Below are 14,525 nucleotides of genomic sequence, written 5' to 3'. Positions count from 1 at the left end.
TGCTCAAGCCAAGGGTCGGTGTACGCTTGATTGCACTGCAATCATACGGTAGCTTCTCGGCGCGTTCCGCACCCATAAAGAGGCACGGCTAATGGCGAGCATCACGATCCGCAATCTGGACGACGACGTAAAGACGCGCCTGCGCGTGCGCGCCGCCGAGCATCACCGTTCGATGGAGGAAGAAGCGCGTATCATCCTGCGCGACGCTGTGACTGGCCGTAGCCCCGGTCCCCGGAATCTCGCGACCTTCACCCGCCAGTGCTTTGCGTCTCTTGGCGGCGTCGAACTCGAACTTCCCCCGCGCGGCCCGATGCGCGAACCTCCAAATTTCTCCTGAGCGGCTTTCATGTTCGTCATAGATACGAATGTCGCCTCGGAACTCATGCGCCCTGAACCGACGGCTGCGGTAGCGGCATGGATTGACGAACGCGATGCGCAGGACATGTACCTGACGGCCGTGAGCGAAGCGGAACTACTCTACGGCGTCGCGATCCTGCCGACCGGCAAGCGGCGGAACGCGCTGGAGGCTGCCATGACCCGCTGGCTCGATCTTGGCTTCAGAGAGCGGATCCTTCCGTTCGACAGCGCTGCGGCCCGAGTCTACGCGGAGATCGCTGCAGAGCGCCGTCACGCGGGCCGGCCCATCGGCGAGGCCGACTGCCAGATCGCCGCCATATCCCGCTCACGCGGAGCCGCTCTCGTCACGCGCAATGTGCGGGATTTCGAGGGTACGGGACTGGATGTGATCGATCCCTGGTCGCTTGTTCCTTAGGCGATGCCGCTGCGTTCGCTTGCCGTGCAGGTTCGTAGTCTTTGTGGGCCCGGGTCGCTCGACCGAGAGATTTCTGTGCGATCCTGGTGCTCATCGCGTACGCCACCCGACTCGCCTGGCCCACTCAGCGCGGGCACTCAAATAGGCCTTGTGATCGACCGGCGCGCTCTCTCCCTCCGCCATCGCCCGATTGCGCGCTTCTTCAGTCTGCTTGCCGAGTGAAGGGAGGCCGGCGGCGAGTCGGCGGTCATCCAGCCGCTCCGGCTCTTCCACTTCCCCCGGCGAGAGATTCCCGTCAGCGTCCCAATCGAGCTGGGTTCCGTAGCGTTGGGGTCGTCCCTCGAAGAACCGAATCCTGTCCTCCAGAAGAGCTGCATGCGCAGGATCGGCGGCCCCCGCACGCACGGCTGCCTCAAGGAGCGGCAGTGTTCGACGTACCAGTTCGGGCTCCGCAATCGCGTGCTGCAACACGAGCCAGGCGGCTTTGGCGCCGTCTGGACCTACGAGGTCCGTCCCCGGCCAGCCAACCGACTGGATGATGCGCCGAAGGCGTCGAGCGTTTCGTTCATGGACGCGGGCCATCCGAGGTTCATACCCTGGCTTGAAGAGTTCGCCGGTGTCGGCCAGTTCGGCTCGCGTCTTCTCGTCCAGCCGAGCCATCTCCAGTAACTCCCGTCTAAGGGACTCGTTCAAGTCGGCTGGACGAACATGGTGAACCACCAAGTGTCCCCCCCGGGTCGAGGATTCCACAGCGGGCGGTTGGGATCAGCACCCATCTGCGCGGGGGAATATACCGATGTTCCGCCGTGCTCGATCCCGAACGAATCTTGAATCGGAGAAATGGGCGAAGTTCGGATCCGGTGGCAGGAAAGTGGGCCCGGGTGGAGTTGAACCACCGACCTCAACGCTTATCAGGTGTACTTGAGATGGCGTGAATCCCGGCAAGAAATCGTCTAAAGTTCAACATGGACTGCACGATCCGCCGTTCTTGCCGCTGGATCATGTCTGGATCCGCCGTACTGAAATGGCCGGAAAACGGCATCAAATGGACGGCATTCGGAGTGACCGGACACCCGGTCAAGCGGTCGTGCTTCCCCTTCCCTCAGTGGTCTTTCCGCCGTGGCGGGCTCTTCGGATCGAACGTCGTTCCGGAAAGAGTCTGGATCGACAACACGCGCCTCACCAGATCGGCCTGCCTCCCAATGCCCTGCTTGCGGAACATCTGCTGGAGGTGCCAGTGGACGCTCCGCTCCTTCCGACCCGTCGCTGCGGCGATGTCTCGCACGGTGTGACCGGCGGCCAGCATCACCGCCAACCGGCTCTCCGTCGGCGTGAGCCCGAGGGCTGACGCCACGAGATCCGGATCAACCCAGACCCGACTTCCCGGGCTCACCGCCAGGACAATGGCGGCCACACGGTGTGTTCGGCCGTCCCTCAACTCTGCTCCCACCGGATTGACATGAACAATCAACGTCTTCGAGGGGGAAGGGCGCCGGATTACCATCGACCCACCAACTGCCTGACCGCCGAAGGGCGGCAGAGCACCCGCGAGCAACTGCTGAAGTTCGACATTCTCCGCCTGTCTCGTAGCGCGAAGAAGCCCTCCCAGATCGATCAACGCGTCGCGTTGCCGCAGGATCTCACAAGCCACGTCGTTCGCCTCCACGACCCGCCCCCGCCGATCCAGCTGGATGGCGCAAGTTCGGGTGTTGTCGAGTAGGCCGGCGAGTGTCTCGCCATATGCACGGGCATCGACCAGAGCCTGTCGCACGCCGATGGAATGGCCCACGTGCGGCAGAAGGCGCTCGATCATCTCGACCTGTCCGGACGACCAACCCGCCGTCTCGATGGAGTCGGCCAAGGCGATGACGATGTGCGTTTCCGCAGGCCCGTCCAGACGCACGTTGAGGCCGTCTTGCCCCCGCATGTTGCGCAACATCTCGTTGTAGACGGCGGACGTCTTCCGCTCGCTCTCGGTCAGGAGATCCCTGGTATGCACCACCTCGCCACTCGGCAGCCGACCCCAGGGGGGCAGGCGTTCGTCACGAGTCACGTAGTCACGGATATACGCGCGCTCCCAATCCTCGCGCCGCCGCCGTCCGAAGACAAAGCGCAGTGCCAGGAGGTCCCCGTCGCGGTCCGGATGCCCCGGGCCGAATCCGAGGCCGTGGCCCCTCGTTCCGGTGGCTTCGTTGAAACGGGCAGCGGCGGAAAGCCAATACCCATCTTCCAAAGCCGCCCTTTGCAGCAGCGCGAGGGTACGCTGGAACAGATCCCCCTGGCTCACGTCGACCTCTCTCGCAAGCGGTTCCGCACATCCGGTCTTGATGGTGCCCCTTCAAACTACGTGGCCTGATCCCCCGGCATCACCGTCAGAACTACTGGGGCGACGGACCGCCCTTCCCCTGCAAGTTAATGGTGCGCACCGGGCGCGTGACCGGACGACGGTGCCTTGGAGGTGCCATGATTCGATTAAACCGGGCGCGGATCACGACGGTGGCGCTGTTCTCGCTCATGGCGGGGCCGGCGCACGCACAGCGGCTGTTCGAGGCGGAAGGAATCGAACTGCGCGGGGCCGCGCGGGTCGTGGAGTACGGGGCCGGGACGTGCAACGTGTCCGAGGAGCGGGAGACGCCAACCGAATACGAGCGCAAGAAGGCGAACCACGGCCAGGCGGTCGATGTCTGGCAGTTGGACCTCTCCGTGTACAACGGCTCCGGGAGACCGCTGGATCACCTGATCGCCAGATACTCGATCGAGGCCGAGCACCCGCCGTGCACGAACTGGACTTGGCCGGAGGCGGGGCGCTATCCCGACCAGATCGAGTGGGGGAACTGGTACGGCACCATACAACGCAGCGGCGGCGCCGACCCAACCGCGCCGGGCGAGACGCTGACGAGGACGGTGTACCTCTTTGTGTTCCACGAACACCAGCCGCGCTTCGACAGCTGGAGCGTGGACTACAACTTCGCCGCCGGCGCGCCCGCCGCGGCGGGCGGGGAGCCTCGCCCCGTGCCGAGGGTGGCTCCACCCGCCGGACCCGTACGACAGCCGGTCAACCCGCCCTCACGGCCCGCCCCGCCGCCGGCACAGCCGACGTCCCCCCGTCACGCGCCGGGGGACGTGTTCAGCGACTGCTCGGGGTGTCCGCAGATGGTGGTGGTGCCCGCGGGAACGTTCAGGATGGGCTCGCCGGCGTCGGAGGAGGGCCGGTACGATGACGAGGGTCCGCAGCACTCGGTGACGATCCCGGCCCCGTTCGCGGTGGGGGTGTACGAGGTGACGTTCGCGGAGTGGGACGCGTGCGTGCGTACGGGGGGCTGCGGCGGCTACGCGCCGGCCGACGAGGGCTGGGGCCGGGGGAACCGCCCGGTGATGAACGTGAGCTGGGACAACGCGCAGACGTACGTGTCGTGGCTCTCGCAGCAGACGGGCCAGCGCTACCGGCTGTTGAGCGAAGCGGAGTGGGAGTACGTGGCTCGGGCGGGCTCGCGGACGGCGCGCTACTGGGGCGCGAGCGAATCGGGCCAGTGCCGGTACGCGAACGGTGACGATGACTACGTGTCCTGCACGGACGGACACGCGTACACGGCGCCGGTGGGGTCGTTCGCGCCGAACGTGTTCGGGCTGTACGACGTGCTGGGGAACGTGTGGGAATGGACGCAGGACTGCTCGAACGGGAGCTATGCGGGCGCGCCGACGGATGGGAGCGCCTGGCAGTCCGGAGAGTGTGGCGGTCGGGTCCTCCGCGGCGGCTCCTGGATCATCACCCCGAGGTTCCTCCGCTCCGCGTACCGGAACGGGCTCACCACCGGCCTCCGGAACTACCTCAACGGTTTCCGTGTTGCCCGGACGCTCAATTGATTCCTGAATCCTTATCTCTTTACCTCTTTGGTAACTGTCCACGGGGCCGCCGGACCCGGGCACAGATTCGGGGGCATGCAAGCGCACGGTAGCGCATGAAGACCGCTGAGGCGGACAGACCATGGAGGTCGGACATGACTCCCGCACGAACGAAGATGCGTCGCGCGCCAGCATCCGGGTTGCTGGTCGTCCTCCTCCTGCTCGCCGGCTCGATACCGATCGCCGCGCAGTCCGGGTCGGCGGCGGTGGTGTGCGTGGGGAGCGAGCTGGAGACGCTGGAGAGTTCGAGCCCGGTTCGGCGCGTCATCACGACGGACGTGGGCGTGATCTACCGGGTCGGCGTCCGGGCCGACGACCGGGAGGCGATGGAACGGACCCTTCTCGCCGAGTTGGGCGACCACGCGGAAGTGTCGTGCCTATGGTCGAACCCCGGCGACAGCCATGTGGTGATCATCCAGTACACGGGAGCGATCCGGCTCGATCTGACGCTGGACCCGGACGACCCGAGGTTCCAGGGCTTCGCGGTGGGCTACGGCGCGAGCGCCGAGGCGGCCGAGGAGAACGCGACGACGGTCAACGCCCGCTTCGCGACGTACTACGACGGGAGCGGCTACGACGTGCTGGTCGCGGAGAGTTGGGCCGCCGGTACGGGCGGTGTCCCCGGCGGCGCCCCGGCCGGGGCCGGGCGCGAGGCGGGAGCGGTCGGACCCGGGGAGCAGCTCGGGACGCCGAGTCACGCGCCGGGGGACGTGTTCAGCGACTGCTCGGGGTGCCCGCAGATGGTGGTCGTGCCGGCGGGGACGTTCACGATGGGGTCGCCGGCGTCGGAGGAGGGCCGGCGGGATGACGAGGGTCCTCAGCACTCGGTGACGATCGGGGCCCCGTTCGCGGTGGGGGTGTACGAGGTGACGTTCGCGGAGTGGGACGCGTGCGTACGTACGGGGGGCTGCGGCGGCTACGCGCCGGCCGACGAGGGCTGGGGCCGGGGGAACCGGCCGGTGATCAACGTGAGCTGGGACAACGCGCAGACGTACGTGTCGTGGCTCTCGCAGCAGACGGGCCAGCGCTACCGGCTCCTGAGCGAGGCGGAGTGGGAGTACGTGGCGAGGGCGGGTTCGCGGACGGCGCGCTACTGGGGCGAGAGCGAATCGGGCCAGTGCCGGTACGCGAACGGTGACGATGACTACGTGTCCTGCACGGACGGACACGCGTACACGGCGCCGGTGGGGTCGTTCGCGCCGAACGTGTTCGGGCTGTACGACGTGATTGGAAACGTGTTGGAGTGGACGCAGGACTGCTCGAACGGGAGCCATGCCGGCGCCCCGACGGACGGGAGCGCCTGGCAGTCGGGAGAGTGTGGCAGTCGGGTCCTCCGCGGCGGCTCCTGGAACTTCACCCCGGGGTTTCCTCCGCTCCGCGTACCGGAACTGGCTCACCACCGTCTACCGGTACTACAGCATCGGTTTCCGTGTTGCCCGGACGCTCAATTGATTCCTGCATCCTTATCTCCTTACCTCTTTGGCAAGTAGTCGGCCGCGCGTGACGGCGGCTGAGGCGAGCAGGGAGCGCGCGGAGCGGTCGAAGCCATCGAGAAAAACGGACCGGGCGCGGGAGACCGGCGCCGCGCTCGAAGGCCACTACCGCTTCATCCTGTGGCTGGTGCCGACGCTGGAGAAGTTCCCGCGGGCCCAGCGCTTCCTGCTCGGCGACCGGATCCAGCGCACCGCGCTCGACGTGCTCGAGTCGCTCATCGAGGCCACTTACACCCGGCAGCGGCGGACCCACCTCGTGCGGGCGAACCTGGGCATCGAGAAGCTGCGCTTCCTGATTCGGCTCGCCCACGACCTGCGCCACCTCGACGGCCGCCGCTATGAATTCGCCGCCCGCTCGCTCGACGAGACGGGGCGCCGGATCGGCGCCTGGATGAAGGCCCACCGTGCCCGCCAAAGCCCGCGACCTGTTTGAGGCGATCGCCTCCTTCCCCGCGCTCCGGGCGGCGGCCCTGCGCGCGGCGAAGGGGAAGCGGTCGAAGCCCGGCGTCGCCGCATTCCTCGCCAACCTCGAAACGGAGGTCCTCCGCCTCGAGCGCGAACTGACGGCGGGCCGCTACCGGCCGGGGCGCTACACGGTCATCGAGGTCTTCGACCCGAAGCACAGGCTCGTCTCGGCGGCGCCGTTCCGCGACCGGGTCGTGCACCACGCCTTCTGCAAGGTCTGCGAGCCGATCTTCGAGCGAGGGTTCATCCACGACAGCTACGCGAACCGCGTCGGGAAGGGGACGCACCGGGCCGTCTCCCGCTACGAGAAGTTCCGCGACCGGTTCCGGTACGTGCTCCGCTGCGACATCTACCGCTACTTCCCGGCCATCGACCACGCGATCCTGAAGCGCGACCTGCGGCGGCGTCTCGCCTGCCCGCGCACCCTGGCGCTGGCCGATACGATCATCGACGGCGCGAACCCGCAGGAGCCGGTGAACCTCTACTATCCGGGCGACGACCTGTTCACGCCCTTCGAGCGGCGCCGGGGGCTGCCGATCGGCAACCTCACGAGCCAGTTCTTCGCCAACGTGTACCTGGACGGGTTCGACCACTTCTGCAAGGAAGTCCTGCGGTCGAAGGGCTACCTCCGCTACGTGGACGACTTCGTCCTGTTCCACGACGACCCCGGTGTGCTTGCCGATTGGCAGCGGCGCATCGCGCGCTACCTCGAGGGCCGACGCCTCCGTCTGCATCCGGACAAAACGTACATCGGCGAGGCGAGCGCTCCCGCAACCTTCCTCGGCTACGTCCTCCTCCCCGGCGGCCGGCGGCGGCTGCCGGAGGACAACGTGCGCCGCTTCCGCAACCGTCTGCGAGGTCTCCGCGACCGCTGGCGCGCCGGCACGGTGACGCGCGCCGAGGTCGAACAACGCATCAACTCATGGATCGCTCACGCGGACCATGCCGATACGTGGCGCCTGCGTCACTCGATCTTCCGGACGGGGTGGTTCGATCCCGCACGGGAGCCTGGCCACCCCCCTGCCGTCGGGTCCTCCGCGGCGGCTCCTGGAACAACACCCCGAGGAACCTCCGCTCCGCGAACCGGAACAGGAACACCACCGACAACCGGAACAACAACAACGGTTTCCGTGTTGCCCGCACGCTCTCCCGCCGGAACCGACGGCCTCACGGGGCCGCCGGGCGCGCAGTCGAGCGTCCAGGGGTGGTCATGATGATCCCCCGGAGCGCGTCCCTCCTGCCCCGCGCCGCGGGGGAGGGGCGCGCGACTCCACCGGTCGAACTGAATTGAGTAAGGCAGCAAGGTGTATTGCTTGGGGCTGATGGCGGTCAGCGTCGGACGCTGCCAGCAGCGCGACCGCCGACGGAGTTGCACGAGGGCCAGCTTGACGGGAGGCCCCGAATCGAACTCGCGGCTCGAGGAGCCCCCGGGCGGACTTCCGCGCCGGCAGGGGAGTGCGGCGTGGCTTCGACACGGGAACCTCCTTGCGATGGGCCGGCAGAGGTCCGCCCCGATCGAGAGGTGAAGATGTCCAACCGTCCATCCCCGGGACCGAACTTCAGCCATGCGCCGGCATGCGGCTCGCTGGCGGCCATCATTCTGCTCATCGGCGCCTTCCCGGCGGCGGCGCAGTCCGGGCCGGCGGCGGTGGTGTGCGTGGGGAGCGAACGGCAGACGCTCGAGGCTGCGGGCCCCGTCCGGCGCGTTATCACGGAGGACGTATCCGCGGTCTACCGGGTCGGCGTGCGGGACGACGACCGGGAGGGGATGGAGCGGTCCCTTCTCTCGGAACTGGGCGACCCCGCGGAAGCGTCGTGCACGTGGTCGAACCCCGGAGACAGCTACGTCGTGATCATCCGGTACACGGGGGCGATCCGGCGCGACCTGACGCTGGACCCGGACGATCCGCGGTTTCAGGCCTTCGCGGTGGGCTACGGGGCGAGCGCCGAGGCGGCCGAGGAGAACGCGACGAGGGTCGACGCCCGTTTCGTGACGTTCGCCGACGAGAGCGGCTACGAGGTGCTGGTCGCGGAGAGCTGGGCCGCGGCTGCCGCCGGGGTCCAGGGCGGCGCCCCCGCCGGGGCCGACTTGACCCCGGGCACCGAGTTCCGCGATTGCGACACCTGTCCGCGGATGGTGGTCGTGCCGGCGGGGACGTTCACGATGGGCTCGCCGGCGTCGGAGGAGGGCCGGTGGGACGACGAGGTGTCAATGGCCATCGAAAATATGACACTTCTGGCCGTGGAAAATGGGACACTTTTCGGAACGCGCCGCGGAGGGACCGGAGCGGAGCGTTCCGAGAGGATCTGGTCGGCGCGCATCACCGAGTCCCTCCGTGTTCCGAGCGCTCCGCCGAGACCGCCCGGGAGGCGGTCGGGTGGATGGCCTTGGAGAGTTCCAGATGGCGTCGCATCCGGTAGCTGTTGCCCCGGATGTTGACCATGTGGCAGCGGTGCAGTAGCCGGTCCAGCAGCGCGGCGGCCATGACCTCGTCGTGCAGGATCTCTCCCCACTGCTCGAAGCCCTTGTTCGAGGTCAGCACCGTCGAGGCGTGTTCGTAGCGCCGATTTACGAGCTGGAAGAACAGGATGGCGCCGCTGCGGGTGACCGGGAGGTAGCCGATCTCGTCCACGACCAGGAGCGCGGGGTGGGTGAGGGTCTTGAGCCGGTGGTTGAGCCGGCCGGCGGCCTCGGCCTCTTCGAGGGAGTCGATGAGATCCGTGAGCGTCCCGTAGTAGACCCTGCGCCCGCTCTCGGCCGCGGCGATGGCCAGACTGATCGCCAGATGTGTCTTGCCGACGCCGGGCGGGCCAAGGAAGACGACGTTCTCCTTGCGCTCCAGGAAGCCGAGCTCGTGAAGCGAGTCGATCTGCTCCCGCTTGACCGAGGGTTGGAAGCTGAAGTCGAAGTCCGCGAGCGTCTTGATCGCCGGAAGACGGCTCGATCGCATGGCGGTGGCGAGGCGCCGGCTGTTGCGCAGCGTGATCTGGGCGGTCAGGAGCCGCTCGATGGCTTCTGCCGCGGTGGTTCCGCCGCCGTCCACCCCGGCAAGCACCTCGTCGAGGGCTTCCAGGGCGCCGGGCATCTTCAGATCGGCGAGTTGGGCCGCGATGCGCGTGCTCCGGGACCGGGCCTTCACGAGATCTCTCCCGTGATCCCGGCGTACTCGGACAGCGGACGTCGTTCGACCTCCACGACCTGGAGTGCCGAAGGAACCCGGGTCTGTGTCGTCTGGAGCTCGGGCAACGGCGTCACGGGACGGTAAGGCCACGGTGCCAGGGAATTTAGGTACGGCCGCTCCCGCTCGAACCGGTCCGCCACACGTTCCTTCAGCGTGCTGTGGATCCGAACGTTGGCCACGCCGTCGAGCCACAGGAGGGCCCGTGCGTTGAGGTCGTCATCGGAGAGGAAGTCCCGGCCGTAGAAGAAGTTGTTCCGGATGTAGCGGATCGGCCGCTCGACCTTGCCCTTCGTCTGGGCCCGGTACGGGCGGCACGCCCGGATCCGGAACCCCCAGTGGCCGCTGAAGCGCAGGAACTCCGGGTTCTCGACCAGCCGGCCCCCCTCGTTGCGCTTGTCGTCGGTGATGACGGCCTTCATCTGGTCGAACAGAAGCTCCGACGGCACGCCGCTGAAATGAGCGAACGATGTCTCCAGCCCCCGGATCACGACCGGCATCGTCTGGCGCTCATAGAACCTGAGCCACATCAGCCGCGAGTAGCCCAGCACCACGATCAGCGCATGACGCTTGCCCCACGGCAGCCGGAACTCCGCGAAGTCCACTTGCGCTTGGTGGCCCGGTGGAGTCTCGAACCTCTGGATCGGCTCCTCGGGTTCCCGTGGCCGGACCCTGCGCACGTAGCGCTTCACTTGGCCGTAGCCGCCAGGATAGCCCGCCGCCCGCACCTCGCTGAACAGCCGCACGGCGCTCAGCCTCGGATAGTCTGCCAGCCGGGTGTCGATGATCCCCTTGTAGGGATCGAGCTTCGACGGCGCCGGAGCTCTCGGCCGGTATCTCACCGCCTCGTCGTCCAGATCCCGGTCCAACTGCCCCGTCGCGATCCAACGATAGATCGTCTCGCGGCTCACTCCCAGGCGCCGAGCGATCGCCGCCTTCGGCACACCCTGCTCGAGGTAGTGTCGCAGAAGCACCCGCTTCTCTCTCCCGATCATCGCGCCCCCTGTGCTGAATGGAGACGCCAGAGTAGAGAAAGGCCCGGGGAACCTCACCAGCCCCCCGATCCACCGCCCAGCCCGGCCTTCGATCACCCACCCGAGGTGTACGATTTTCGACGGCCACAACTGTCGAATTTTGCATGGCCGCCAACACCGTCCGCGGCTCCGGCCGAGATACCCGGGGCGGGCCTGACTCCGGGCACCGAGTTCAGCGACTGCGACGCCTGCCCGCGGATGGCGGTCGTGCCGGCGGGGACGTTCACGATGGGCTCGCCGCCGTCGGAGGAGGGCCGCGATGACGACGAGGGTCCGCACTCGGTGACGATCCCGGCGCCGTTCGCGGTGGGGGTGTACGAGGTGACGTTCGCGGAGTGGGACGCGTGCGTGCGCGCGGGGGGGTGCGGCGGTTACGCGCCGGCCGATGGGGGCTGGGGCCGGGGGAACCGTCCCGTGATCTACGTGAGCTGGGACGACGCGCAGGCGTACGTGTCGTGGCTCTCGCAGCAGACGGGCGCGCGCTACCGGCTGTTGAGCGAGGCGGAATGGGAGTACGTGGCCCGGGCCGGCTCGCGCACGGCCCGCTACTGGGGCGAGAGCGAATCGGGCCAGTGCCGCAACGCGAACGGGTATGCGGAGTTCTGCGACGACGGGTATGAATTCGAAACGGCGCCGGTGGGGTCGTTCGCGCCGAACGTGTTCGGGTTGTACGACGCGCTCGGGAACGTGTGGGAGTGGACGCAGGACTGCAGGAACTGGAGTTATGCCGGCGCGCCGTCGGATGGGAGCGCCTGGCAGTCCGGAAACTGTGGCCGTCGGGTCCTCCGCGGCGGCTCCTGGAACAACTCCCCGAGGAACCTCCGCTCCGCGTACCGGAGCAGGAACCCCACCGGCGACCGGTACCTCAACTACGGTTTCCGTGTTGCCCGGACGCTCAATTGATTCCTGCCTCCTTATCTCTTTACCGGTCCTCCACGCAGCGGCGGGTGGTGAGGAGCGGGTAGTCGTCGAACGACTGCTGGCCGCCGGGCTGAACGTCGACGCGCGGGAGGCCAGCGGCGATACGCCTCTCCATGAGGCCGCGAATCGTCCGTGAAGATCAACCCGGACTGCACGATCTGCCTTTCTTGCCGTTGGAAGACATCTAATTCCACCGTCCTGAATGGCGGGGCATTTGCATCAAATGGCGGGACATCCGGGTCATGTCCGATCCAGTCCGAGGTTCGCCCGCGTTCTCCTCGCGGCGCATGGATCCCGGTCCTGTGACGGACGCAATCCGGCTTCCGGGATGAGGAGGCGCGAGCGACCGGCAGAGCGATGTCGACGAGGGTGAAGGCGGCAGAATTGCAGGCAAGTGAGGCACCGAGGCATATCAGGTTGAGGCTCATGGTTTGGGACCGAGTGGCGGATCGTCATCTTCAAGTGAAATCGTGCAAGACAAACGGTTTCCCGTACCATTCGGGCATGCTGCCCGCGTCCTCGGAGGGGGAAGTCGTTCGAGGATGTTGGGGATCAGGCTATCAAGCGTGAAGACGAACATCGCATATGGCGGGAAATAACCCGCCCCGGCAGTGCGTTCGGCGACATCTCCTTCATCGTTCATCGTGATCCAGTTGGATAACGCCATGGTTTCCCGGATGTTGTCGATGAGGGATTCACGATCTAGAGCTTTATCGTCGCCCACGTGGTGGAGAAGGAAGAGTCTAAGCAGGGATCCATAATGATAGGCGTAAGCTGCATTGGAGAGACCGTTTTCAGCCCCCATCGTTGGCGTCCAGCTTCGCAGGTGCTCCAGCTTTCGCTCTTCCGAATCCAGTTCATGCAGGGCTTGGATGAACGGGAAATCTGACCTCTGGTACACTCTGCACTTTTCCTGGCCGTGGACCACGGACAGGAGGAGCATCAGGGCGGAGATCGGCACGACTACCTTCGGAGCGCCTCTCTGCATCGATTGCCGTTCCCGTCGCACCTGCTGCTTTCTACGTATCTTCGTCTCCTCTGCAAGTGCTCGCCGCAAGCCGCCGCACCGTTCACACCTGGCGCCGCTGCGGTCCGAAGACAAAGCGCAGTGCCAACAGGTCCCCGTCGCGGTCCGGATGCCCCGGGCCAAATCCGAGGCCGTGGCCCCTCGCTCCGGTGGCTTCGTTGAAACGGGCGGCGGCGGACAGCCAATACCCGTCTTCCAAAGCCGCCCTTTGCAGCAGCGCGAGGGTACGCCGGAACAGATCCCCCTGGCTCACGTCGACCTCTCTCGCAAGCGGTTCCCCACACCCCGTCCTGGCGATACCCCCTCAAACTACGTGGCCCGACCTCCCGAAATCACCGTCAGAACTACTGGGGCGACGGACCCCCCTTCTCCTGCAAGTTGGTAGTGCGAACCGGGCTCGTGACCGGACGACGGTGCCTTGGAGGTGACATGGTTCGATTGAACCGGGCGCGGATCACAACGGTGGCGCTGTTCTCGCTCATGGCGGGGCCAGCGCACGCACAGCGTCTCTTCGAGATGGAGGGGATCGAGTTGCGCGGCAGCGTGCGCGTCCTGCAGTACGGGGCCGGGACGTGCAACGTCCTGGAGCACGTGGAGACCGCAACCGAGTACGAGCGCAAGAAGGCGAATCACGGCCAACCCGTCGATGTGTGGCAACTGGATCTCTCCGTCTACAACGGGTCCGGCCGGCCGTTGGATCATCTGATCGCGAGATACGGGATCGCGGCCGAGCACCCGCCGTGCACGAACTGGACCGGGCCGGAGGCCGGGCAAGTCCCCGGCCACCCCGAGTGGGGGGACTGGTACGGCACCATACAGCGGAGCGGAGGCGGCGACCTGACCGCGCCGGGCGAAACGCTGACGAGGACCGTGTACCTGCTCGTGTTCCGCGAGCACCAGCCACGCTTCGACACCTGGAGCGTCGACTACACCTTCGCGGGTATCCCGGCCCCCGGCACTGGGGGTCCGCCAGAGGGTGAGCGAGGCGGCCGATCGAACCCGGGAGTTCCCGAGGCGCCTGGGGCGGCCGGCCCCGCTCCGGTTGGCCCAGCCGAGACGTGCACTGGCCACCCCCCGGGTTCTACATGCTGGATGGAAGTGGCCAACCACCCCGGATGCTACCTGTGGAACGGGTCGCTCGCAGCGGGAGCGACGGTCACCTGGAGCGGATCGTGCTCTCGCGGCTATGCACAAGGGTCTGGTACGGCCGCATGGCGGTACAACGACGGTGGACTGACCTCCGAGGGGACCCTTGTCGACGGCAAATCGAGCGGGAACTGGTCTCACCGGTTCTCAAGCGGTCAGGTGGAGCAGGGGCCGTTCGTCGACGGCCGGAAGAACGGAAACTGGGTAATCCAAGAGGCGGACGGGGACGTGTCTGAAGGCCCATTCGTCAACGGACGCCGCCAAGGGACGTGGACATGGTGGTTCACAAGCGGAAGCGTCAACGAAACTCCATTTGTTAACGGCGAGCAGAATGGAAGAGCGATCGAGTGCGCGGGTGACCCGAGCGACATCATCGCTTGGACCCTCTTGTACGTCGGCGGTGAGCAGATTGGCCGGGAAACCGTCGGTCCCCTCGATTCGGACGCACCGGCCGCAAGAGCCAGATGGTCCGCCCTCCTCAGCAAACCAAGGCCGAGGCCGTGAGCCCGGGCCGTCCACTCGCTCATCCAAGTGCCCGCCGGCATCCTGGCCCGCCCCTCCTGGGGGGGGCCGGCTCGGCCAACA

At 67.0% G+C, this 14,525-nt stretch carries 15 protein-coding genes; 9 read left to right on the top strand and 6 right to left on the bottom strand.

The annotated features are described in order from the left end of the window. Window positions 1–91: 91 nt before the first annotated feature. Window positions 92–337 (top strand): FitA-like ribbon-helix-helix domain-containing protein, encoded by a 246-nt coding sequence (locus ACOOHF_RS04845; RefSeq protein ID WP_420463603.1) that lies wholly within the window; start codon window positions 92–94, stop codon window positions 335–337. Window positions 338–346: 9 nt separating this feature from the next. Next, a complete protein-coding gene (locus tag ACOOHF_RS04840) occupies window positions 347–772 on the top strand; it encodes a type II toxin-antitoxin system VapC family toxin (protein WP_420463602.1) in 426 nt (141 codons plus the stop codon). Window positions 773–862: 90 nt separating this feature from the next. Here the strand turns inward: ACOOHF_RS04840 and ACOOHF_RS04835 are convergent, their stop codons facing one another. Together ACOOHF_RS04835 and ACOOHF_RS04830 are read right to left on the bottom strand one after the other, a co-directional pair. Then, window positions 863–1,432: a DUF6624 domain-containing protein gene (locus tag ACOOHF_RS04835; RefSeq protein WP_420463601.1), complete on the bottom strand. Its 570-nt coding sequence runs from the start codon at window positions 1,430–1,432 to the stop codon at window positions 863–865. Window positions 1,433–1,874: 442 nt separating this feature from the next. Beyond that, window positions 1,875–3,059 carry a helix-turn-helix transcriptional regulator gene (locus ACOOHF_RS04830; protein WP_420463600.1) on the bottom strand — a complete coding sequence of 395 codons (1,185 nt, stop codon included), beginning with the start codon at window positions 3,057–3,059 and terminating at the stop codon, window positions 1,875–1,877. Between the two features lie 176 nt (window positions 3,060–3,235). On the opposite strand from ACOOHF_RS04830, the gene ACOOHF_RS04825 reads away from it, so the two are divergent. The 5 genes from ACOOHF_RS04825 (at window position 3,236) to ACOOHF_RS04805 (ending at window position 9,073) form a co-directional block, all read left to right on the top strand. Beyond that, window positions 3,236–4,636 (top strand): formylglycine-generating enzyme family protein, encoded by a 1,401-nt coding sequence (locus ACOOHF_RS04825; protein WP_420463599.1) that lies wholly within the window; start codon window positions 3,236–3,238, stop codon window positions 4,634–4,636. Window positions 4,637–4,770: 134 nt separating this feature from the next. After that, entirely contained in the window at window positions 4,771–6,165 is a 1,395-nt protein-coding gene (locus ACOOHF_RS04820; protein WP_420463598.1) for a formylglycine-generating enzyme family protein, read from the top strand. Window positions 6,166–6,175: 10 nt separating this feature from the next. Further along, window positions 6,176–6,601, top strand: coding sequence for a diversity-generating retroelement protein Avd (avd, locus tag ACOOHF_RS04815; protein WP_420463597.1), 426 nt, complete (start codon window positions 6,176–6,178; stop codon window positions 6,599–6,601). After that, window positions 6,573–7,847: an RNA-directed DNA polymerase gene (locus tag ACOOHF_RS04810; protein WP_420463596.1), complete on the top strand. Its 1,275-nt coding sequence runs from the start codon at window positions 6,573–6,575 to the stop codon at window positions 7,845–7,847. Before avd ends, ACOOHF_RS04810 begins: the two co-directional genes overlap by 29 nt. A 314-nt stretch (window positions 7,848–8,161) precedes the next feature. After that, on the top strand, window positions 8,162–9,073 hold the full coding sequence (locus tag ACOOHF_RS04805; protein ID WP_420463595.1) for a hypothetical protein: 912 nt from the start codon (window positions 8,162–8,164) through the stop codon (window positions 9,071–9,073). On the opposite strand, the gene istB is transcribed toward ACOOHF_RS04805, so the two are convergent. Continuing rightward, complete coding sequence (istB, locus tag ACOOHF_RS04800) at window positions 8,955–9,773, bottom strand: IS21-like element helper ATPase IstB (RefSeq protein ID WP_419935109.1); 819 nt, start codon at window positions 9,771–9,773, stop codon at window positions 8,955–8,957. The genes ACOOHF_RS04805 and istB overlap by 119 nt on opposite strands. Next, complete coding sequence (istA, locus tag ACOOHF_RS04795; protein ID WP_420463594.1) at window positions 9,770–10,786, bottom strand: IS21 family transposase; 1,017 nt, start codon at window positions 10,784–10,786, stop codon at window positions 9,770–9,772. Before istA ends, istB begins: the two co-directional genes overlap by 4 nt. A 267-nt stretch (window positions 10,787–11,053) precedes the next feature. Here istA and ACOOHF_RS04790 point away from each other — a divergent pair, with 267 nt between their 5' ends. Next, entirely contained in the window at window positions 11,054–11,749 is a 696-nt protein-coding gene (locus ACOOHF_RS04790; RefSeq protein WP_420463593.1) for a formylglycine-generating enzyme family protein, read from the top strand. Between the two features lie 442 nt (window positions 11,750–12,191). Here the strand turns inward: ACOOHF_RS04790 and ACOOHF_RS04785 are convergent, their stop codons facing one another. Both ACOOHF_RS04785 and ACOOHF_RS04780 read right to left on the bottom strand, forming a co-directional pair. After that, on the bottom strand, window positions 12,192–12,728 hold the full coding sequence (locus ACOOHF_RS04785) for a hypothetical protein (RefSeq protein WP_420463592.1): 537 nt from the start codon (window positions 12,726–12,728) through the stop codon (window positions 12,192–12,194). Between the two features lie 109 nt (window positions 12,729–12,837). Further along, complete coding sequence (locus ACOOHF_RS04780) at window positions 12,838–13,047, bottom strand: hypothetical protein (protein ID WP_420463591.1); 210 nt, start codon at window positions 13,045–13,047, stop codon at window positions 12,838–12,840. A 176-nt stretch (window positions 13,048–13,223) separates the two neighbouring features. Here ACOOHF_RS04780 and ACOOHF_RS04775 point away from each other — a divergent pair, with 176 nt between their 5' ends. Next, window positions 13,224–14,444, top strand: a complete 1,221-nt coding sequence (locus tag ACOOHF_RS04775; RefSeq protein WP_420463590.1) for a toxin-antitoxin system YwqK family antitoxin — start codon at window positions 13,224–13,226, stop codon at window positions 14,442–14,444. Window positions 14,445–14,525 lie beyond the last annotated feature (81 nt).

The organism is Candidatus Palauibacter sp. (assembly GCF_965216145.1).
Classification (GTDB): Bacteria; Gemmatimonadota; Gemmatimonadetes; order Palauibacterales; family Palauibacteraceae; genus Palauibacter.
This window is presented reverse-complemented; position numbering and strand designations above follow the sequence as displayed.